Origin of the sequence: Xanthomonas nasturtii, assembly GCF_001660815.1 — a bacterium.
GTDB lineage: Bacteria > Pseudomonadota > Gammaproteobacteria > Xanthomonadales > Xanthomonadaceae > Xanthomonas > Xanthomonas nasturtii.
Map to the genome: position 1 here is coordinate 48717 of NZ_LYMI01000089.1, position 19524 is coordinate 68240.

Here is a 19524-nt window from a genome sequence, read left to right on the forward strand (position 1 = left end):
CTAGCCCGGCCGTTCTCAGCTGAGGCGTTGAGGCTGCTGGCCACCTCGACGCGGCTCAGCAGCGGCGATGCCACCCCGCATTGAATGTGTAGGAGCGCCTCTGGGCGCGACAGGGATTTACGGGGATTCACTGGTAATGTCGCTCGCGCCTGGGGGGCGCTCCTGCGACGTGCGTGAGGCTGGTAGTCGGATGCAACACACGCTGCGTTGATCCCAAGCCTGAGCGCGACGCTGTCTTTACTAGGCCAACGGCAGCAACACGGTCACGCACAACCCGCCGTGTTCGCGGTTATGCAGCGAGATGCGCCCGCTATGCGCTTCGGCGATTTCGCGGGTCAGTGCGAGGCCAAGACCTGTGCCATTGCGCTTGGTCGAATAGAACGGCATCAGCGCGTTGTGCAGCACAGCCTCGTTCATGCCATTGCCGCGGTCGAGCACTTCGATGCGCAGCCACTGCGGCAGGCGCGTGACCCGTACGGCCACGTCGCTGTTGGGCGGCTGTGCTTCGCTGCAGGCTTCGTGCGCATTTTTCAGCAGATTGAGCAGCGCCTGCTCGATCTGCGCTGCATCGATCCGGCCGGAGACATCGGTGAGCGTGCCATGCACCTGAAACGGAATCTGTTGCTGCAGGCGCTGCAGAAACGGCGCCCACTCGATGGTCTGCAGCTGCGGCTGCGGCAACTTTGCGAAGCGCGCATAGCCGCGGATGAAGCCTTCCAGATGGCGCGCACGTTCTTCGATGGTTTCGAACACGGTACCCAGCCGATCGGTGCGTTCGCGGCGCAGCAGCTCGGCGCCGGAATGCGCCAGCGAGGTGATCGGAGCCAGCGAGTTGTTCAATTCGTGGCTGATCACGCGGATGACCTTTTTCCACGTCTGCACTTCCTGGCGGCGCAGTTCGGCCGTCAACGTGCGGATCAACACTAGTTCGTGGCCGCGCCCATTGAGATGAAAACTGCGCCGCGACAGGTGGTAGATCTGCTCGTCCTCCTCGTCATCGCCGTCTTCGCGCACCGCGAACAGACAGTCCCCGCCGCGTGCCATGGCGTCGCGCAATTCGTTGGGCATGCGGCTGAGCACATCGTCCAGATGCTGGCCTTCGAGCTTGCGTCCGTCGTACAGCAGTTTGCGTGCGGCGTAGTTGGAAAACCCGATCCGCCGCACGCCATCGCCGCCGGCGACCACCAGCAGCATCGCGACCGGCGTGTTTTGCAGCATGGTGTCCAGCATCAGTTCGCGCTGCACCAGATTGCTGCGCTGCGCACGCAGGACATCGCCAAGTTCGGCATGCGCCTGCACCAGTTGCGCCAGTTCGTCGTTGCCGCGCCAGTACACACCGAAGTTGTACTCACCATCGCGGTAGCTGCTGGTGGTGCCGGCCAGCGCACGAAACAGCGAGCGCATCGGCGCGGTGGCGCGGCTGAGGCTGAACCACATCGCTGCCAGCAGAACCACGGCCGAAATCGCGGCCACCTGCCAGCCGCGGTCCAGCCAATAAGCCATGAACCACGGCAAGGCCGCAGCCAGCGCGAGCACCGGCAACAAGCGGAGAAACAGCGAAAAGGTGAAGGAGCGGTTCCACATACGCAGGCTCATTCCGACGTGATGCCGTAGCGGTCCATGCGCCGATACAGCGCTTGGCGGCTCAGCCCCAGCTCGGCGGCCGCTTGTGCAATCACGCCTTGCGCGCGTGCCAGCGCCTGTTCGATGCGCGCGCGATCCGGCTCGCCCGCGGCCGGGGCGACCGGCCGTGGCGCGGCAGCACGCGGCAGATTCAGATCGCTCGCTTCGATGCGCGCACCCTGTGCGAGCAGCGCGGCGCGTTGCAGCACATTGCGCAGCTCGCGCACGTTGCCGGGCCAGGCATGCCGTTGCAATGCGTCGCGCGCTTGCGTGGACAGCGGCTTTTCACCGGCCAAAAAATATTCGGCCAGCGGGCCGATATCGCCGGGGCGCTCGGCCAGTGCAGGCAGCGCGATTTCTACCGTGTTGAGGCGGTAATACAGATCCTCGCGGAAACTGCCCTCGCGGATCATCGCTTGCAGATCGGCATTGGTGGCGCTGATCACGCGCACCTTGGCGTGGCGTTCGCGGTTGGAACCCAGCCGCTCGTAACGGCCGGTTTCCAGCACGCGCAGCAGTTTCATCTGCCCCGCCAGCGGCAGGTTGCCGATCTCATCGAGAAACAGCGTGCCGCCATCGGCGGCTTCGAACTTGCCTTCGCGCGCCTTGTTGGCGCCGGTGTAGGCGCCGGCTTCTGCACCGAACAATTCGGCTTCGATCAATTCGCCTGGCAAGGCGCCGCAGTTGAGTGCAATGAACGGCCCGTGTTGGGTTGCCGAATTGGCCTGGATGATCTCGGCGATCTTCTCCTTGCCGCTGCCGTTGGGGCCGGTGATCAGCACCGGCAAGTCCGAGCGTGCGACCTGGCAGGCCAGAGCAATCGCCCGTTCGCTGGCCGGATCGGCGAACACCGCGCCGCGCAGGTCGTAGCGCTGGGTCAGCTGCTCGCGACCACGCCGTTCGCGATCGCGGCGGCGCTCCAATTCGCGGCGTGCTTCGGACAATTCCAGCAGGTTGTTGACCGTGGTCAGCAGCTTGGTGTCGTCCCAGGGCTTGGCGATGTAATCGGCCGCACCGGCCTTGACCAGGCCCACCGCGCTGCCCAGATGGGTCCAGGCGGTGAGCAGGATCACCGGCAGGTCCGGGTGACGCTGGCGGAGTTGGCTAAACAGCGCCTTGCCTTCTTCGCCGGAGGTGGTATCGGCGGTGAAGTTCATGTCCTGGATCACCAGATCGAACGCCTGCTCATGCAGCAGCGCCAACCCGGCCTGCGGCGAATGCGCGTGCCGCGCCTCGATGTCGTGCAACGAAAACAGCACCTCCAACGCAGTGGCCACGGCGGTGTTGTCGTCGATGATCAGGATTTGCGGCATCGGGTGCTCAGTGGGAAACGCTGGAAGAAGGGCTATCAGAACAGGATTCTGTGCGTGGCGGAACTGCGCGAGCAACGGGGAGTGCGTGTGCCCGACAGGCCTCAGCCAGACGGGGCTGATCCCGGCAATGCAGCGATCGTCTGATCGGCGCGATGGCGTTGGCAACAGGACTGCGTCTCAAGCGCAGATCCTGACGCAGCGCAGACGTCAGGGCCCGGCAGGAGCTTTTGGCGCAGGCGCCGCGGGTGGAGGGGCGATCCTTGTGGGTGTTTGCAGGCGAACGATATTGCTGCGTGATGCCATCTGACTGGGATACCCAACGTTGCTGCTTACTACGCGTCAGCGGGCCGACACAGGAACCGCTGATGCGCCATCACGCCGTCACGCGCTCCGCGTCGCCACCGCCGGGGGCACCATCGTGGCGCGACGTGCTGGCCAGTACACCGCGATCTGGCCCAGCCCCCACAACAGAAGCGCACCGATTGGCAGGTAGATCAGCGGCAGGCGTGGCAACTCGTAGCGGGCCATCAACCAGACATTGATCGAGTAAGCCAGCAACATGCCAAGCACGATGCCGATCGAGGCGAGCAGGAAATTCTCGATCTGGAAATAGCGAAGGATCTGCCCGCGTGTGGCGCCCAGTGCGCGGCGGATGCCGATCTGCTTGGTACGTTGCTGTACCCAGAAGCTGGCAAGCCCAACGATGCCGAGTGCGGTGACGATCAGTAGCGCGATGCAGACTGCGCCCAGCAACCAGACCATTGCACGGTCGTTCTGAAAGAACTCCTTTCGGATATCGGAGTAGATTTCCTGCTTCAGCAAAAGCCTGCTGTTATCCAGCTTCATCAATGCCGCCACTGCGGATTTCAGCACTTCCTGCCGCCGCGCCGGGTCGGTGACGCGTACTACATACCTGCCCTCTGTGTATGGAACACGGATCGGCAAGATCATTGAGTAATTGATGCTGGCCAGGCCATTCACGGTGTTGGGCCGAACCAGTGTCTGCACGATGCCGACGATATGCAGCGGAACCTCACCCGAGTAAACGGTTTTGCCGAGTGCGCTCTGATTCGGAAACAACTTGTCTGCGGTCGCTTGCGCAAGAATGACCGACGAGCCTTGCTCGCGCACGCTTTTGTCGTTGTCAGCCTTCTCAACGCTGATGTATTGGTCTTTGGTGAAGTCTCGCCCGGCCACCAGTTGCAGCCCCAAGGTGTTCAATGCACCTTCGCTCACCAAGTATTGCGCAGCGTTGAGGTTCGGGCGCTCCTGCTCGCGCGTGACCGATACACTGCTGTTGGAAGAGGAGTCAATAAATGGAATCTGGTTTGTGATGGCCGCGTCGCGCACGCCGGGGATGGATTGCAGCGCTGCCAGATCCTCCAGGGTGCGCGCATCGGCATTGACTTGTGTGCCGATACCGCCCAGTTCGATGCTGAGCAATTCCGATTCGGCGATGCCGCTGACGCGATGCAGAGTTTCCATGCGGTTGCCGATCAGAAACAGCGCGTTGCAGATGATCGCGCATGCCAGTGCGATTTCGAGCACGATGAGTGCTGCGGCTGTCTTGTGGCGGCGCAGTGTGGAGACGATTGGACGGACGTCCATGAGCGGTACCTTCGAGAAGAGGGCAATGCCCGCCGTGTTGCGGCGGGCGACGTGGTCAGGACGCTTTGAGCTGCAGTGCCGGTGCGACCTGGATGGCACGCCAGGCGGGTAGCAGACCGGCCAACAAACTTGCCAACAGCGCCAGAACGAAGGTGAGCAGCAGCATCTTGGTATCGAGGTGTGCAAGCTCGGCATAGTCCACCGGCTGTTGGCGTACGGCCCACAGTCCCAGCCACGCCAATGCCAGCCCGGCCAGCCCGCCAGCCAAACCGACGGTTCCCGCTTCCACCAGGCATTGCGCGAAGATGGCGCGACGCGATGCGCCCAGTGCGCGGCGTACGCCGATGTCCCCACTGCGGCGCAAGAACTTGGCAAGCAGCAAACCCACTGTGTTGAGCAGGCACACCAACAAGAAGCCCATGGCCAACCAGAGCTGCAGGCGCACATCGTTCGGCACGACTTCCTTGAAGTTGAGCCACTCCAACACGTTGCGCAGGCGCGTATTGTTCGGGCGCTCGAAGCGCCCGGCGGCGCGCTGCTGAGTGGAGTAATTGTCCAGATAGGCCTTGTAGTCGCCAGCCTGCGCGGGGCTTTCCAGTTCCACCCAGTACTGCATCCAGGTGCAGGGCGCGTTGAGTGCATTGGTATCGCCGCTTTCAAGCTTGCCGAAGCAGTTCATGCTGCCGCTGTGGTCCATTTTCAGATCCATTGCCACGCTGAAGGGCAGATAGACCTGTTCGTTGGAGCCGTAGGTATTGGTCACGTCGTAGAAGCGCGGGTTTGCTTTCCAGCGATCCAGTACGCCAACGATACGGAACGTGTTTTTGTTCAAGCGCAGATCACGGCCCACGCTGTTGCTGCCGTCGAACAATTTGTCGTTGAGCGTCTTGGTGATCACCACCACGCGTTCGTGCCGTTCGTCGCTGCTGGACGACCAGGCCTGGCCGTACAGGAAGGGTGGCTGGAACATCGGGAAGAAATCGGCCGAGGTGTAGCGTGCTTCAGATTTGAAGGCGCTCAATCCGCTTTTTGCCGGTTCGATTGCCAGGCTTCCTCCTGTCATCAAGGCTTGGTGCTTGGCACGCTTCTCACGCAATAGCGCTTCGGCATCGAAGCGGGTCACTTGATCGCCGGGCTCTTCGCCTGGCTGGAAGCCTGCCTTCGGTTGTGGGTCGACGAGCACATTGAACAGCCGATCGCTCTTCTGCGGAATCGGATCGCCCGACAACACATAGAACACCGTCAACGTGGTCATGCTGGCGCCGATGCCGAGCGCGATGGCCAGCACCATCAGTGCGGTGAGCACCTTGTTGCGGCGGAAACTGCGGACCGCCAGAGTGAAGTAATAGCCGAACATGGGCGGGCTCCTTAGTCGGCCAGGGTTGCAGCGGCGCTGGGCGCGCGCATCAGGCTGGGGTTGCGTTCCAGATCGGTGGCCTGGCCGTCGACGATGTGCACGTTGCGCTGTGCGCGCGCGGCCAGTTCCGGGTCGTGGGTGACCATGACGATGGTGGTGCCCTGGCTGTTGATCTCTTCCAGCAGTTCCATCACTCCGCGCGCCATTTGCGAGTCGAGGTTGCCGGTGGGTTCGTCGGCCAGCAGCAGGCGTGGGCTGCCCGCCAGTGCGCGCGCGATCGCGGCGCGCTGCTGCTGGCCGCCGGACAGTTCGGTGGGGTAGTGCCTCAGGCGCGAGCCCAGGCCGACCTTGGTCAGTGCCTCTTCGATGCGCTGCTTGCGCTCGGCTGCGGGCATGCCGCGATAGCGCAGCGGCACATCGACATTGTCGAACAGGTTGAGGTCGGGGATCAGGTTGAAGCCCTGGAAGATGAAGCCGATCTTCTGGTTGCGCAGGCGCGAGCGCGCATCGTCGGAGAGGTGGCTGACGTCTTCGCCATCCAGCAGGTACTGCCCGCTGGTGAAGGTTTCCAGCAGCCCGGCCAGGTTGAGGAAGGTGGTCTTGCCCGAGCCGGAGGGGCCGGTGACCGCGACGAATTCGCCTTCGCGTACATGCAGGTGCAGCGACCGCAGCGCGTGCGTTTCCACCTGTTCGGTGCGGAAGACCTTGGAGACTGCTTGCATCTTGAGCATTGCCGATTCCTTTACGAAGAAGGTGTGTGCGAAAGAGGTCGAGCGTGGCTGACAAACCGTGGCGAGCAGCCTGACGGCTGCGCAGCAGGTGCTGGCCGCCTTAGTGGACGGTGACGCGCGGCGCATCGCCGAAGTTATCTGCGCCGGAGACCACCACGCGGTCGCCGGCCTGCAGCCCGGACAGCACCTGCACTTCGCCCAGGCTGCTGACGCCCATGCGCACGGGGCGGCGCACCGCGGTGTTGCCATCCATCACGTAGGCGTAGCTGCCGCCGGATTGTTCGACGAACGGGCCGCGCTCGACCTTGAGCACGTTGCGGCGCGTGTCCATGACCACGCGTGCGCTCATGCGCTGGCTCTGACGCAGGCCGGGCGGCTGCTTGTCGGCGAAGCGGATGCGTGCGGTGACTTCGCCGTTGACCACTTCCGGCGACACCGCCGAGATGGCGCCCGGGAACGGTTCGCCGCTGCCGCTGGTGAGCTGGGCCGGCATGCCGATGGCCAGATCGCGCGCGAAGCTCTCAGGCACCTTGATCTCGACTTCGAACTTGGACAGATCCACCACGCCCAGGATCGGTGCGTTTGCCGCGACCTGGGTGTGCTGCACGGCCTGCACCTGGCCGACCTGGCCATCGAACGGCGACAGCAGCGTGAGGGCGTCCACCTGGCGCTGCACCTCGGCCACCACCGCGCGTTGGCGGTCGGCCAGCAGGCGCTTGTTGCGCGAATCCAGATCTGCGCCCTGGCTCTTCAGCGCCGCATCGCGCTGGGCGTGCTGCAGGTCGATGTCGGTCTTCTTCAAGGTGTCTTGCGCCTTGGCCAGCTCCACCTGCGGCACCGCACCGCCATCGTAGCCGCGCTGGTAACGCTCCAGGTCGCGCGCAGCGGCCTGCTTGTCGATCTTGGCCTGGTCGGTGAGCTTGCTGGCCGTGGCGCGGGCCAGCGTGGCATCCAGGGCGGCGCGGCTGGATTCGGCCTCCAGGCCTGCCAGCGTGGCCTGCTCCTGCGCCAGCTTGCTGCGCAGCTCCGGGCTGTCGATGCGCGCCAGTTCCTGGCTCTGCTTGACCACGTCGCCGGCGACCACGCTCAGCGTTACCGTGCCGGCGGAGATGGCGTACAGCACAGGGCTGTTGGCGGCGATGACGCGGCCATCGGCGGCGATGTCGCGCACCAGGTCGCCCTGGCTGACGGTGGCGATGCGCACCCGGCTGGCGTCGAACGAGCGGCTGCCGGCGCTCCACGCAGTAACCGCCCAACCGATGCCGGCCAGCACAGCCGCCGCAGCGATGCCGGGCCACAGCCAACGGCGCCACGGCGCTCGTTGGGCGGGTGTACGGAGAACCTGGTCCTGGGCGGAGGTATCGCGAATCATGGTCGGCTGGCTCGGTGGCGTCACTGCGATAAAGCAGGACGTGTGCCAACCTTTAAGTAATTGAAGGAAATCATGTTTATGCGCTGGTAGGCAGTGTCCGCGGTGTCCGCGGACACTGCGGGCGGACACGCTGTCCGGGCGTGGTCATGCAGCGGACAAGAGCGGACACGCTAAAATGCCGGTCTTCTTTCCAAAGAGCTGTCCCTATGTGCGGCATTGTCGGAGCGATCGCCGGGCGCGATGTGGTCCCGGTCCTGATCGAAGGACTCAAGCGCCTGGAATACCGCGGCTACGATTCCTCCGGCGTCGCCGTGCTCGACGGCGCGCAGGTGCGCCGGGTGCGCCGTACCGGCCGCGTGGCCGAAATGGCACAGGCCGCGCAAGCCGAGCAGTTCGGCGCCACGCTGGGCATCGGCCACACGCGCTGGGCCACCCACGGCGGCGTCACCGAAGCCAACGCGCACCCGCACATCAGCGCCGGCGTGGCGCTGGTGCATAACGGCATCATCGAAAACCACGAACAGCAGCGCGAAAAACTGCGCGCGCTGGGCTACACCTTCGAGTCGCAGACCGACACCGAAGTCATCGCGCATCTGATCCATCACCATCTGGGCAGCGCGGGCGACCTGCTGACCGCGTTGCAGCGCACCGTCAAGGAACTCACCGGCGCCTACGCGCTGGCAGTGATGAGCCAGGCCGAGCCGGAACGGTTTGTCTGCGCGCGCATGGGCTGCCCGTTGCTGATCGGCGTGGGCGAGGGCGAGAACTTCGTCGCCTCCGATGTGTCGGCCATCGTGCAGGCCACCCGCCAGGTGATCTTCCTCGAAGAAGGCGACACTGCCGAACTGCGTCGCGATGGCGTGCGCATCTTCGATGGCAACGACGCGCCAGTCGAACGCCCGTTGCATCTATCGGATGTGTCGCTGGCGTCGCTGGAACTGGGCCCGTTCCGGCATTTCATGCAGAAGGAAATCCACGAGCAGCCGCGTGCGCTGGCCGACACCATCGAAGCGGCCATCGACGCCAAGGGTTTTCCGGCATCGCTGTTCGGGCCCAATGCCGAGGCGGTATTGCGCGAGATCGAAGGCGTGCAGATCCTGGCCTGCGGCACCAGTTACTACGCCGGCATGACCGCGCGTTACTGGATCGAAGCCATCGCCGGCCTGCCGTGCAGCGTGGAAATCGCCAGCGAATACCGCTACCGCACCGCCTACGCCAACCCAAAGCACCTGATCGTCACCATCTCGCAGTCCGGCGAAACGCTGGACACGATGGAAGCGCTGAAATACGCCAAATCGCTCGGGCATCTGCATACGTTGTCGATCTGCAACGTGCCCGAAAGCGCGATCCCGCGCGCCAGCGAACTGGTCTGCTACACGCGCGCCGGTGCCGAGATCGGCGTGGCCTCGACCAAGGCGTTCACCACGCAGCTGGCGGTGCTGTTCCAGCTCACCATGGTGCTGGGCAAGCTGCAGGGCCGCATCAGCGAGGCCGAAGAAGCCGATTATCTGGAACAGTTGCGTTTCCTGCCGGGCAGCGTGCAGCACGCACTGAATCTGGAACCGCAGATCATGGCCTGGGCCGAGCAGTTTTCGCCGAAGGAAAACGCCCTGTTCCTCGGTCGCGGCCTGCATTACCCAATTGCGCTGGAAGGCGCGCTCAAGCTCAAGGAAATCTCCTATATCCATGCCGAAGCGTATCCGGCCGGCGAGTTGAAGCACGGCCCCCTGGCATTGGTGGACGCGGCGATGCCGGTGGTGGTGATCGCACCGAATGACCGGCTGCTGGAGAAGGTCAAATCCAACATGCAGGAAGTGCGCGCACGTGGCGGGGAGCTGTTCGTGTTCGCCGACCAGGACAGCCACTTCAGTGAATCCGAGGGCGTGCATGTGATCCGCACGCCACGCCACGCCGGCGTGCTGTCGCCGGTGATCCACACCATCCCGGTGCAGCTGCTGGCGTATCACACCGCGCTGGCACGCGGCACCGATGTGGACAAGCCGCGCAATCTGGCCAAGTCGGTGACGGTGGAGTAAGCGCGCGAGCGGGACAACCGTGCCCGCCGTCAGGCAGGCGCGGCCAGTGCGTTGTTTGAGCTTGGCCTGTACCACGCGAATGGTGGTGCCTGCGTGCCGCCGGTGCCGGCCTCGGGCCGATGATTTGCGTGCCTTAGCCGCATCGCGCCACTGCACCGACGCGTGAGCCCGCAGCCCCTGTGCAACGGCGGTGCGCAGCCAGGCCGCGTGGCGACCTCGCTGCTGCTACGCAAGAGATGGCGGCGATCGTGATCCTCGGGCAGCCAAGCGGCAGGGCGTCGTCAAGGCAGCTGCGTGTTGCGCCGACTAGCAGCCGCGCTTCAAGGCTGCCAACGCTTTGGCCCAGGTTATGCATAAGCTTCTTGCGAGGGTCACACCACGCAGGAGGACGTATGCACGAGTCTTTCAAACAGGGGGCGCCGGCGGAATTGTGGCAGGCGTTGGTGCGCGAGGCGGGGCAGCGGATTGCGCGTCCGCTGGACGAATCGCGCGAACACTATCTGGTGTTCGTGTTGTTGCGCTTCCAGCGCGATGTGCATCTGCTGTCGCGCACGCAGGCACTGGCATGGTTGCATGCGCAGGATCAGGTCGGCAGCGTGCGGGCCGACGCATTGCGCGATGTGGGCGACGGATGTCTGTTGATTGCAGGCCTGTTCCCGGGCGTGGCGCAGCGCCGTCGGCTGAGTGTGGACTACTTCATCGACCTAGGGCGCGGCGCATATTCCGAAGTAGCCGACACCCGCTACAGCGATGCAGGGCTGTTCGCACAACTGGCCGGCAGCTATCGCGAGCTGGTGCGCACACTCGCTGCATTGCGCACGCCACACGATTGGCAACCGAGCGTTGGCGGGATCTTGCATGCGTAACCAGTGAACGTGCGCAGGGGCGGTCCCCACATCGGCGTCGGGACCGCCCCGACTGCGATGGCGGCCGTGTGCGGGCACACTATCCCTGCAGGTCGATCTGCGGGTGCGTTGTGCCATTACCTGTTGATCCGAACTCTGCATCGTTGGAAGCCATCGCGTGCAAGCGTTGGTGCATCGGTCGCGCTGCATGGGGGACATGCAGCGCGTCGCTCTTATCCAAAGGGACAGGGATTCATGAAGACGTGTATTGCAGCGGTGCTGTTGGCACTGCCTGGGCTTGCCGTTGCGCAAGATCTGCCGCTGGGCTATGCCGGTCAGGGTGGAATGACGCTGCAGGAGATCGACCCTGCCATCTATGCATATCACTACGACCACGGATTCGTGGGCGAAGATGCGCTGGGCTGGGATCCTGCGCTGCAGTTCGCCTGGTCGCGCATCGCTGCCGCCAAGGTCTGCGCACAGCAAACGCCCTCCGATGCATTGATCGGCAAGTTGGTGGAGCAGTACGGCAAGGATGCCGTGGTGCACCAGATCAACGGGATCGGCTTTCATGAAGCGCAGATGCGCGCGGCCGGGACGTTTTGTACGCCGGCGCGCGTGACCGAAGCCACAGCGGTGGGGCCTGCGTTTGCTGGCGGTGATTTCTCTGCGGCAACTGCCTATGCGGCGGCGGCTGAAGCGGGGGCGATTGCGGTTGCGGCGGCCGAAGGGCAGCCATCGCCACAAACGCAATCCGATGCAGATGTCGTCATTGCACCGTCGTCTGACTGGGCCTTGCAGCTGCCGTTACAGTCCAGCATGCGGGTGGGCCCGAACGGTCAGCCCAACGGCGATGAAATGTTGCGCGTGGTGCGTCGCGGGCATACCGGGGCGGTGGTGGGATTGCAGATCGCCACCAGCTTGTTTGCGCGTGGGGGCGTTGTCTCGGCCTTCAACAAGGGGCAGCTGAAAGGCGAGAAGATGGAAGGGGTGGGCAATCCGGGTTATCAATTGCAGCGCGATGCGGTCAACGCGCACTTGAAGACCTACTTCACCGGGCATCCTACGGCGCTGCCGGTGGATCGGTTCCCATTGCAGGTGCTGATGTCCGACTGGTTGCTGGTGTATCAAAGCCTGACCGATAGCGAATCGCACTATGAATTGCGCTATGCAGTGACGATCGGTGGCGAACGCACCGGCCTGCTCAAGCGCAAGGCGAGCCCGGTCAGCATGGACTGTACGCCGACACCGCGTACTGCTTCTCTGGAGCAGTGGGAAGCCAACGATTACGCATTAGTCAAAGAGGCCGCACAAGCCTACAGCGACGAATGCGCAGCGAAATTCGCCGAGCGGTTGCCGCAGTGGTTCCCCGATAGAGAGGCTGTTGCGACGTCCAATTGAATGGCCGGATCTGCCGACGCCGGACATATGGCACCCGATGTGATCTGACAAGAATCAAGGTAAACATATCGCTAAACCACAAGGGGCACTGATCCGTCGATCAGTGCCCCTTGTGTCTTTCCATTGCAGAGCGCTCAGCCTACGCTGCGCGCCTGGTTACGTTGCTGCTCGTGCTGATCTTGAGCCTGCGTCTGCGTTTGCGCTTCCTGCCGCACGGCATTGCTGCTTTGCTCCAGGGGACGTTCCGCAGCGGTTGCCTTGTCGGTGTAGATCCGCTGATGCGCCGGGTCGCTCGGCTGGCCCTGTACGGCAAACAGCCCGCTGCCATCCTTGCTTTGCGCCACCATGTCGATTCGCTGCAGGCCACTGACTTTTGCTTCGAAGGTCATGTGGCCGGCAGCGTTCACCAACTGCTGCCGGTTGGCGAATGCATTCGGACCCAGTTGTTCCAGCTTGCTGACAGCCTGGTTGAATAGTGGGTGGTCGGGGTTGGTTTTCTCCGAGAGCAGCGGCGTCTTTTCTGCCTGCTTCAATGCATTCAACGTATCGCGGCCAACCACGCCATCGTCCTGTAGCCCGTGTGCACGCTGGAATGCCTTGACTGCCTCGCCCGTCCGCTGGCCATAGGCGCTGTCGGCTTTGAGCTCATTGCCGTTGGCGTCCTTGTAGCCCAGCTGCTGCAAGGTTTGCTGCACTTTCTGAACATCGGCACCGTGCGCCTTTTCTCGCAGCACGTCGGATGTTTCGGCCGCAGCTTGTGCATGCGTGGGCTTGTGCGCGTTGCTGTCGTGCGACTGCTGCTTGGTCTGGCTACGGTCCTGCAGCAACTCGCGCGCCTCGGAGAGCGGGTCGCTGGCATAGAGCTTGACGCCCTTGGCGTGCTTACGCTCGAGGTAGGTATCCAGCGAGCTGAGCTCGACACCCTCGCCGCCACGCGACTGGCTGATCTTGAGCTCGCCATCCTTGGGGTCGCGCACCACCATCGTGATGTGATCGATGCCCTTATAACGCCCCTTGTCCCAACTCTGCGGGCCATTGTCCTCGCCGATGATCATGCCCTCTTTGAGATTCTTGGCAGTGACGTCTTTGCCTTGGATCAGAACTCCAGAGCGCTGCTCGGCCTTGCGCAGCAGTTCGGATGCACTGTCGAAACCAGGGCTGAACTTTTCGTCCTTGGTGAAGATGGCCTTGTCGGCACCCTTGTTGATTTCATCCATGGTCGCGTTTTGCATCTCGACAACCCAGCCAGAACAATCGACTTTGCCTTTGTCAGGATCTTTTGCGCCCAAGCCATACTTGACGTGGTCGTACTTGTTGGTGAGGTCGTAGGCGGCGTGGAGCGCAATGCCGTGCGCTGCAGCTTTCTCCGGCTGGGCCGGTGCGGACTGTGATGGCGCAGACTGCGACGGTGTCTGCTGTGTGGCCGAAATGGGCTCGATGCCTTTTTCAGGAATACGGATACGGTCCATCTTCGTATCCCAGTACTGCACAAACGTCTGCGCCATGTCCTTGTCGGACATGTTTCGGAATGTCGCAGAATCGACACCCGTTAAAGATTTCAGCTCTTTCTCGCCGACATTGTTGATGATGTTCGCGCGCGTGCTTTCGAGACCAAAAGACCCTGTGGCGATCGCGGTCTGAAGCGAACGGTAGCCACCGGCGCCCTGCTGATGGGCCAGGTACATGTCCAGACCATCGGGTTCCGGCTTGCCCGACAGATAGGGCCGCCCATCGCGTTCGTGTCGATTAACCAGGCTCGTGCGGTTATCCAGGTACAACCGCGCTGCTGCGTCGGTGTTGACCACGGCATCCAACTCTCGTCCAGCGATGCCGTATTGCTGGGCAGTCGGCGGAGTGAACTGAAACAGGCCTTTCGCACCAGCGGCTCCGCGGCTAGCCAGTTCGTCGAAGGCGCCGCCAGTCTCTACATGGGCAAAACGCAGGAAGTCGTCACGCGGAATATTCCGCTCGGTCGCTTCACGTTCGATGATGTCGAGCACTTGGGCTCGTGAGTAATTCGTCGGCATCGCTCAAGGTCCTTGATTGAGTGCTGCAGCCATGCGGATGCAGCGGTACGCCGCCCGAACCAATTCCTTTGGTCCTGTGTTAAGGGGTCGGCAAATACGATTTGTGGGCGGCATCGTAGCGATATTCAACCGTTTCGTCACCCCCGTTCGTCGGCGAGTCTGCAGAAACGCTCACCCGCAACGCGGGCAGCCCTGGCTGCTTAACGAACGCAAGCGTACTGCTGTTCTTGACGCAGGCGATCTTCCCGGGCGCGTCCTCGCCACAATTTGCACTATTGTCCTCACCGGCCGGGATATTGCCGATGTAGGTCCAATGTTTGTCGTTGACGTTATCGGTTTCCTTCGGGTTGAACACCAATACGTCGTAGGAAAGGATCCGTATGCCCGACTGCAGGCTCCACGTCGGCACGGCTAGGACCAAGCGGCCGTCGTCGGTGACAAAAGTCTCCGGCTTACGCGTCGTGTCGACGGTGTTGCCTTTTTCCATTCCGCCGAACTCGCCGATGTACGGCTCTGCGCCAAGAAGCTTCCATGGCGACTTACTGCCTGGTTCGCTGGTGACGAAGGTGGCGTGGGCCAAGGTCACCTTGGTACCAGGGGCAGCGTCGTGATTCTCGCGCTCCGCACCGTAGAGCTCGGGCGTTTCCCAGGCAAAGCCGGTGTAATAACGCGTACCTCCGAGTTCGAACTGGAAGCCGTACCAGTAATTGATCCAGCTGCCATTGGCGACCTCGTAAGAGGTTGCGCCGTCGCCGTCCACGTTGCTGATGAAATACAGCACACTATCGGGTCGCGGCGGCTGCACTTGCTGGGTCGATCCCTGGGTTGCGTCCTGCATGGGAGATGCATCCTTGTCTGCGGATTTAGAGGTGGTGGCGTTGGCCGTGTCGGCGGTGGCCGTCTTTGGAGCCGTGGCGTCTGGCGCCGCCGGCTTGCACGCGGCGATCGTTGCTAGCGCAAGGATCAGTGGAATCTTCCTGACGAGCATTGGGGTGCATCCATTGCGGAGGGCGGCGAAAGTCTACTCCAGCCCGCCGTTGTGTCCAGTCGTCGCGCCGCGCCTGGTGATGCCGGCTTTCCGCCGGGGCGTGCGACCTCTAGGTGGGATGGGAGGAGTTTTCACGTCCACTCCCATCCACTGAAACGTCAGGGCTGCCGCGCGTCGCGCTCTTAGGCCAGCGGCGTGTTGGAAATGATCTCTACCCAGTATCCGTCCGGGTCCTTGATGAAGGCCAGGTGCTTCATGCGGCCGTCTTCCAGGCGCTTTTGATACGGCACCTCGAGGCTGTCGAAGCGCGCGCAGGCGGCGTGGATGTCCGGCACCGAGATGCAGATGTGGCCGAAGCCGCGTGGGTCGCTGTTGCCGTCGTGGTAGACCGGGCCGTCCTGGGTTTCGGTGCCGTGGTTGTGGGTGAGTTCGAGCACGCCGGGGATGCCGGCCATCCACAGGCGACGTTGTGCGTCGTCATCGGGAATAGGGGTGCCTTCCGGCAGCAGCGCGAGAAAATACAGGCTGAATTTTGCATCGGCGAAGTCGCGCGCATCGAGCAGGCGAAAACCCAGTACGCGCGTGTAGAAGTCCAGCGCGCGCTGGGCATCCTTGACGCGCAGCATGGTGTGGTTGAACACGAAGCCGCTGGTGTCGGTAGGCGCGGCGCTGGCACCGGGAACATGTTGCAGATCGGTCAAAGGCATTGTGGTCTCCTCGATGACATGGGGTGCAGGTCTGGCTGCGTGGGCGCCGATGGTAGCGGGGCAAGGGTTGTCGGTATGTCTGCACTGCGCGAGATCGCTGATCTGGCGGCTGTGTTCCTCGGCCCACCGAAATCAGCAGCAGCTTTTTTACGCTTCAACACCGCGTGCATGGCCGATGAGCGGCTCAAAACATAGCGAGCAGCTGTCAGGCGGGTGCGGACGGCGGCTCAGAACCGCAGCGTGTGAAGTGGTACATGCGGATTCCGAGTACCGACCGCGCCCGCCTGGCGGTGAGCGCGGTCGTCTTGTTAGCCGCTCTAAAACGATCGGTCAATGCACCCGCCGCTGCTGTTTCAGAACCAGATGCGCAGGCCGGCAACGAACCGGCTGTTGTGCGCCGGTTCGCCTTCGGTCGTGGCGTTTCGCGCGGTATCGCCGAAGCTGCGGCTGTGCACCCAGCCGATGTAGGGCGCAAAGCGGCGAGTGATTTCGTAGCGCAGGCGCAGGCCAGCCTCGACCTCTTCCAGGCCGCTGCCAATGCCGCGGCTGGTGTCGTCGGTGAGCGCGATGTCCGCTTCCACGCGCGGTTGCAGGATCAGGCGGTTGGTCAGCAACACCTCGTACTCGCCTTCCAGCCGCAGCGCTGCGCGGCTGCCGTTGCCTACATAGAGCGTGGCCTCGGTTTCGAACTTGTAGGGCGCCAGTCCTTGCACGCCGAAGGCGGCCCAGCTGCGCTGTGCATTTGCGCCAAGGTCCTGACGCGCGCCCACGAGCAGGTCCCACCATGGCGAGATGGAGTGCCCGTAGAAGGCTTCCAGCGAGGAGGATTCGGTGCGGCCGTCGTGACGCTCGCCTTCGCTGCGCAGCCAGAGCCGGTCGATGTCGCCGCCAATCCATGCGCGGGATTCCCATGCCTGACCACTGCCGCGATCGGTGTTGAAGCCTTCCAGCCGGTCGAGCAGGACATAGTGGTTGATGCCCGCGGAGTGCATCGTATGCGCGTGCAAGGGTGCGAACGCGGCGGCGATATCGTCGTCGGTGGGCGTGGGGAGTGGTTCGCGTGGCAGGCCGGTGCTGCCGACGTCGGCATGGTGGTGGGTGAGTGTGGTGTTGGCGCGTGCTGCGGGAGGTTGCGCAGCGGAGGTGGGCTGCGCATGCCCCATTTTCGAGTGATCCATCGAGGCGTGATCCATTGGCTCTTGATCAAGTGCTCCGTGATCCATTGACGCATGCGTCATCGCCTCATGTTTCACTGCGGCATGCGCCATGTTGGCGTGGTCCATTTGGGCGGGTTGAGAGGGCGCGCGCTGCGCAGGCGGCATGTCGCCATGTTGCAGGTGGGAATAATGCGGTGTCGTTGCGTGCGATGTCGCGGGGGCGGCTTGCACAGACGGCGGTGCCGGGATGTCGCTGGCTGCGTTCGACGGCTTTACCGTTTTGGTAGAGCTCTTCATCGGCTCCCTATGTTGCATGTGCCCAGGATGCATCTGCATTACATGGTATTGCGTGTCCTGCGAGGAACTCTGCAGCGTTTCTTGCGGGTGTTCCTGCGCACTTGCAGAGGCGCTCGCCACTAGTGCGGCCGCCAACCAGGCCTGCGTGCGATAGCGGCTCATGCTTCCACCCGCACTTCGCGCATCATGCCCGCTTCCATGTGGTACAGCAGATGGCAGTGATACGCCCAGCGGCCCAGCGCATCGGCGCGCACGCGGTAGCTGCGGCGGGTGCCCGGCGGCATGTCGATGGTGTGCTTGCGCACCTGGAAGTTGCCGTCGGCATCTTCCAGATCGCTCCACATGCCGTGCAGGTGGATGGGGTGCTGCATCATGGTGTCGTTGACCAGCACGATGCGGAGCCGCTCGCCGTAGCGCAGCCGCAAGGGCTCGGCCGAGGCGAACGCCACGCCGTCGAACGACCAGGCAAATTTTTCCATATGGCCGGTCAAGTGCAGCTCGATCTCGCGCCCGGGTTCGCGCCCATCCGGGTCGTCGAACAGGCTGTGCAGATCGCCATAGCGCAGCACGCGGCGGCCGTTGTCGCGCAGGCCCACGCCGGGGTCGTCCAGCCGCGGTGCGGTGGCGTTGCTGCGCATGTCGATCAGCGGGTTGACGTCTTCGCTGGCGGGGTGGTGCGGCGTCTTGTCGTGTGTCTTTGCATCGTCATGCGAGTGCATGTCGTGCATCTCATGCGCCGCCTGCATCCCGGGTGTGCCATGCATTGCGGGCGTTGCGTGGTCTGCATGCGCCATCCCGTCGCCATGCCCCATGTCCTGCATGGTCAGGATCGCACGCGGGTCCAGCGCCGGAATCGGCGCCTGCAAGCCATGCCGCACCGCCAAGGTGCCGCAGGCGAAACCGGTGCGTCCCATGTCCTGTGCGAATAACGTAAATGCATCCTGGCCAAGCGGTTCGACAATCACGTCGAAGGTTTCGGCCGCGGCAATGCGCAGTTCGTCCACGCTGACCGGATGCACGTACTGGCCATCGGCGGCCACCACCGTCATGCGCAGGCCGGGGATGCGGATGTCGAAGTAGGTCATCGACGAGCCGTTGATGAAACGCAGCAACACTTTCTCGCCGGGGGTGAACAGCCCGGTCCAGTTGCCGGCCGGTGCCACCCCATTGAGCAGGTAGGTGTAAGTGTTGGCATTGACGTCGGACAGGTCGGTGGGCGTCATGCGCATGCGCCCCCACATGCCGCGGTCTGCCAGCGTTGCCCGCACACCGTCTTCGCGCGCATCGCGCAGGAAATCGCCCACGGTGCGCTGCGCGTAGTTGTCGTGGCTGGGCATCTGCTTGAGCCGGCGGAACAACGCGGCCGGGTCCAGATCGGTCCAGTCCGACAACAGCACCACATGCTCGCGGTCGTGGCGATACGGCGGTGGCGTCAGCGGGTCGATGACGATGGCGCCGTACAAGCCCGCCTGCTCCTGGAACATCGAATGGCTGTGGTACCAGTAGGTGCCGGATTGGCGCAGCGCGAAGCGGTAGTGATACTCCTGCCCCGGCGCGATGCCATCGAAGCTCATGCCCGGCACGCCATCCATGTTGGCCGGCAGCAACAACCCATGCCAATGCACGGAGGTGGGCTGGTCGGGCAGCGCGTTGCGCACGCGCACGCTGACCGTGTCGCCCTCGCGCCAGCGCAGCGTGGGCGCGGGCAGGCTCTGGTTGACGGTGATCGCCGGGCGGGTACGTCCGGTGACGTTGACCGGCAGGCGGCCGATCTGCAGCGACTGGCTGCTGCCGCGCAAGACGGGTGCAGCCATGGCGCGGGCTGCGCGCGCGTCGCTGCGCCACAGCCCGGTGGTAGCGGCAACCCCGCCCAGGGCCAGGCCCTGCACGAAGCGGCGCCGGCTCAGGCCCGGCGCGGAGGTTGGATCGACTACATGGGAATCGGAAGACATGACACCTCCGGTACGTCTGCGCCAACTGGCGGACGCAGCGCATCGTTGGGAACTCCCGCGTGCTGGCACGCAGGGCGAAGGACATAGGGCGTGGCTGACAGACGATGCGC

At 63.6% G+C, this 19524-nt stretch carries 14 protein-coding genes and 1 other RNA gene; 3 read left to right on the top strand and 12 right to left on the bottom strand.

Annotation, left to right across the window (positions count from 1 at the left end):
* Positions 1-240: 240 nt before the first annotated feature.
* The 6 genes from A7D16_RS20490 to A7D16_RS20515 form a co-directional block, all read right to left on the bottom strand.
* A complete protein-coding gene (locus tag A7D16_RS20490; protein WP_064635241.1) occupies positions 241-1584 on the bottom strand; it encodes a sensor histidine kinase in 1344 nt (447 codons plus the stop codon).
* A gap of 8 nt (positions 1585-1592) precedes the next feature.
* Positions 1593-2936, bottom strand: a complete 1344-nt coding sequence (locus A7D16_RS20495) for a sigma-54-dependent transcriptional regulator (protein WP_064635087.1) — start codon at positions 2934-2936, stop codon at positions 1593-1595.
* 381 nt (positions 2937-3317) lie between these two features.
* Positions 3318-4544, bottom strand: a complete 1227-nt coding sequence (locus A7D16_RS20500; RefSeq protein WP_064635090.1) for an ABC transporter permease — start codon at positions 4542-4544, stop codon at positions 3318-3320.
* Between the two features lie 55 nt (positions 4545-4599).
* Positions 4600-5901, bottom strand: a complete 1302-nt coding sequence (locus A7D16_RS20505; protein ID WP_064635092.1) for an ABC transporter permease — start codon at positions 5899-5901, stop codon at positions 4600-4602.
* A gap of 11 nt (positions 5902-5912) precedes the next feature.
* Positions 5913-6632 (bottom strand): ABC transporter ATP-binding protein, encoded by a 720-nt coding sequence (locus A7D16_RS20510; protein ID WP_064635095.1) that lies wholly within the window; start codon positions 6630-6632, stop codon positions 5913-5915.
* A gap of 100 nt (positions 6633-6732) precedes the next feature.
* Entirely contained in the window at positions 6733-8004 is a 1272-nt protein-coding gene (locus A7D16_RS20515) for an efflux RND transporter periplasmic adaptor subunit (RefSeq protein ID WP_064635097.1), read from the bottom strand.
* Between the two features lie 206 nt (positions 8005-8210).
* On the opposite strand from A7D16_RS20515, the gene glmS reads away from it, so the two are divergent.
* The 3 genes from glmS (at position 8211) to A7D16_RS20530 (ending at position 12286) form a co-directional block, all read left to right on the top strand.
* The gene (gene glmS, locus A7D16_RS20520) at positions 8211-10040 is read left to right on the top strand and encodes a glutamine--fructose-6-phosphate transaminase (isomerizing) (protein ID WP_064635098.1); all 1830 of its coding nucleotides are present in this window, start codon (positions 8211-8213) and stop codon (positions 10038-10040) included.
* A gap of 392 nt (positions 10041-10432) precedes the next feature.
* On the top strand, positions 10433-10906 hold the full coding sequence (locus A7D16_RS20525) for a hypothetical protein (protein WP_064635100.1): 474 nt from the start codon (positions 10433-10435) through the stop codon (positions 10904-10906).
* Positions 10907-11140: 234 nt separating this feature from the next.
* Positions 11141-12286, top strand: coding sequence for a hypothetical protein (locus A7D16_RS20530; RefSeq protein WP_064635102.1), 1146 nt, complete (start codon positions 11141-11143; stop codon positions 12284-12286).
* Positions 12287-12420: 134 nt separating this feature from the next.
* On the opposite strand, the gene A7D16_RS20535 is transcribed toward A7D16_RS20530, so the two are convergent.
* The 6 genes from A7D16_RS20535 to A7D16_RS20560 all read right to left on the bottom strand — a co-directional run bounded on the left by A7D16_RS20535 (position 12421) and on the right by A7D16_RS20560 (position 19414).
* Complete coding sequence (locus tag A7D16_RS20535; RefSeq protein WP_064635104.1) at positions 12421-14286, bottom strand: peptidoglycan-binding protein; 1866 nt, start codon at positions 14284-14286, stop codon at positions 12421-12423.
* A gap of 106 nt (positions 14287-14392) precedes the next feature.
* Positions 14393-15151 carry a hypothetical protein gene (locus A7D16_RS20540; protein ID WP_064635243.1) on the bottom strand — a complete coding sequence of 253 codons (759 nt, stop codon included), beginning with the start codon at positions 15149-15151 and terminating at the stop codon, positions 14393-14395.
* Positions 15152-15483: 332 nt separating this feature from the next.
* Positions 15484-16008 carry a lactoylglutathione lyase gene (gene gloA, locus A7D16_RS20545; RefSeq protein WP_064635106.1) on the bottom strand — a complete coding sequence of 175 codons (525 nt, stop codon included), beginning with the start codon at positions 16006-16008 and terminating at the stop codon, positions 15484-15486.
* Positions 16009-16189: 181 nt separating this feature from the next.
* Positions 16190-16264: non-coding RNA, sX9 sRNA (locus A7D16_RS20550), on the bottom strand.
* 97 nt (positions 16265-16361) lie between these two features.
* Positions 16362-17624 carry a copper resistance protein B gene (locus A7D16_RS20555; protein WP_064635108.1) on the bottom strand — a complete coding sequence of 421 codons (1263 nt, stop codon included), beginning with the start codon at positions 17622-17624 and terminating at the stop codon, positions 16362-16364.
* The gene (locus A7D16_RS20560) at positions 17621-19414 is read right to left on the bottom strand and encodes a copper resistance system multicopper oxidase (RefSeq protein ID WP_064635110.1); all 1794 of its coding nucleotides are present in this window, start codon (positions 19412-19414) and stop codon (positions 17621-17623) included. The genes A7D16_RS20555 and A7D16_RS20560 overlap by 4 nt, the downstream gene beginning before the upstream one ends.
* Positions 19415-19524: the final 110 nt, after the last annotated feature.

Bases quoted from the DNA above. Each gene is read 5' to 3' on its own strand.
- A7D16_RS20560 (WP_064635110.1), bottom strand. From the start codon at position 19,414: ATGTCTTCCGATTCCCATGTAGTCGATCCAACCTCCGCGCCGGGCCTG.
- A7D16_RS20505 (WP_064635092.1), bottom strand. From the start codon at position 5,901: ATGTTCGGCTATTACTTCACTCTGGCGGTCCGCAGTTTCCGCCGCAAC.
- A7D16_RS20515 (WP_064635097.1), bottom strand. From the start codon at position 8,004: ATGATTCGCGATACCTCCGCCCAGGACCAGGTTCTCCGTACACCCGCC.
- A7D16_RS20500 (WP_064635090.1), bottom strand. From the start codon at position 4,544: ATGGACGTCCGTCCAATCGTCTCCACACTGCGCCGCCACAAGACAGCC.
- A7D16_RS20530 (WP_064635102.1), top strand. From the start codon at position 11,141: ATGAAGACGTGTATTGCAGCGGTGCTGTTGGCACTGCCTGGGCTTGCC.
- A7D16_RS20540 (WP_064635243.1), bottom strand. From the start codon at position 15,151: ATGCAGGACGCAACCCAGGGATCGACCCAGCAAGTGCAGCCGCCGCGA.
- A7D16_RS20495 (WP_064635087.1), bottom strand. From the start codon at position 2,936: ATGCCGCAAATCCTGATCATCGACGACAACACCGCCGTGGCCACTGCG.
- A7D16_RS20555 (WP_064635108.1), bottom strand. From the start codon at position 17,624: ATGAGCCGCTATCGCACGCAGGCCTGGTTGGCGGCCGCACTAGTGGCG.
- A7D16_RS20490 (WP_064635241.1), bottom strand. From the start codon at position 1,584: ATGTGGAACCGCTCCTTCACCTTTTCGCTGTTTCTCCGCTTGTTGCCG.
- glmS (WP_064635098.1), top strand. From the start codon at position 8,211: ATGTGCGGCATTGTCGGAGCGATCGCCGGGCGCGATGTGGTCCCGGTC.
- A7D16_RS20525 (WP_064635100.1), top strand. From the start codon at position 10,433: ATGCACGAGTCTTTCAAACAGGGGGCGCCGGCGGAATTGTGGCAGGCG.
- gloA (WP_064635106.1), bottom strand. From the start codon at position 16,008: ATGCCTTTGACCGATCTGCAACATGTTCCCGGTGCCAGCGCCGCGCCT.
- A7D16_RS20510 (WP_064635095.1), bottom strand. From the start codon at position 6,632: ATGCTCAAGATGCAAGCAGTCTCCAAGGTCTTCCGCACCGAACAGGTG.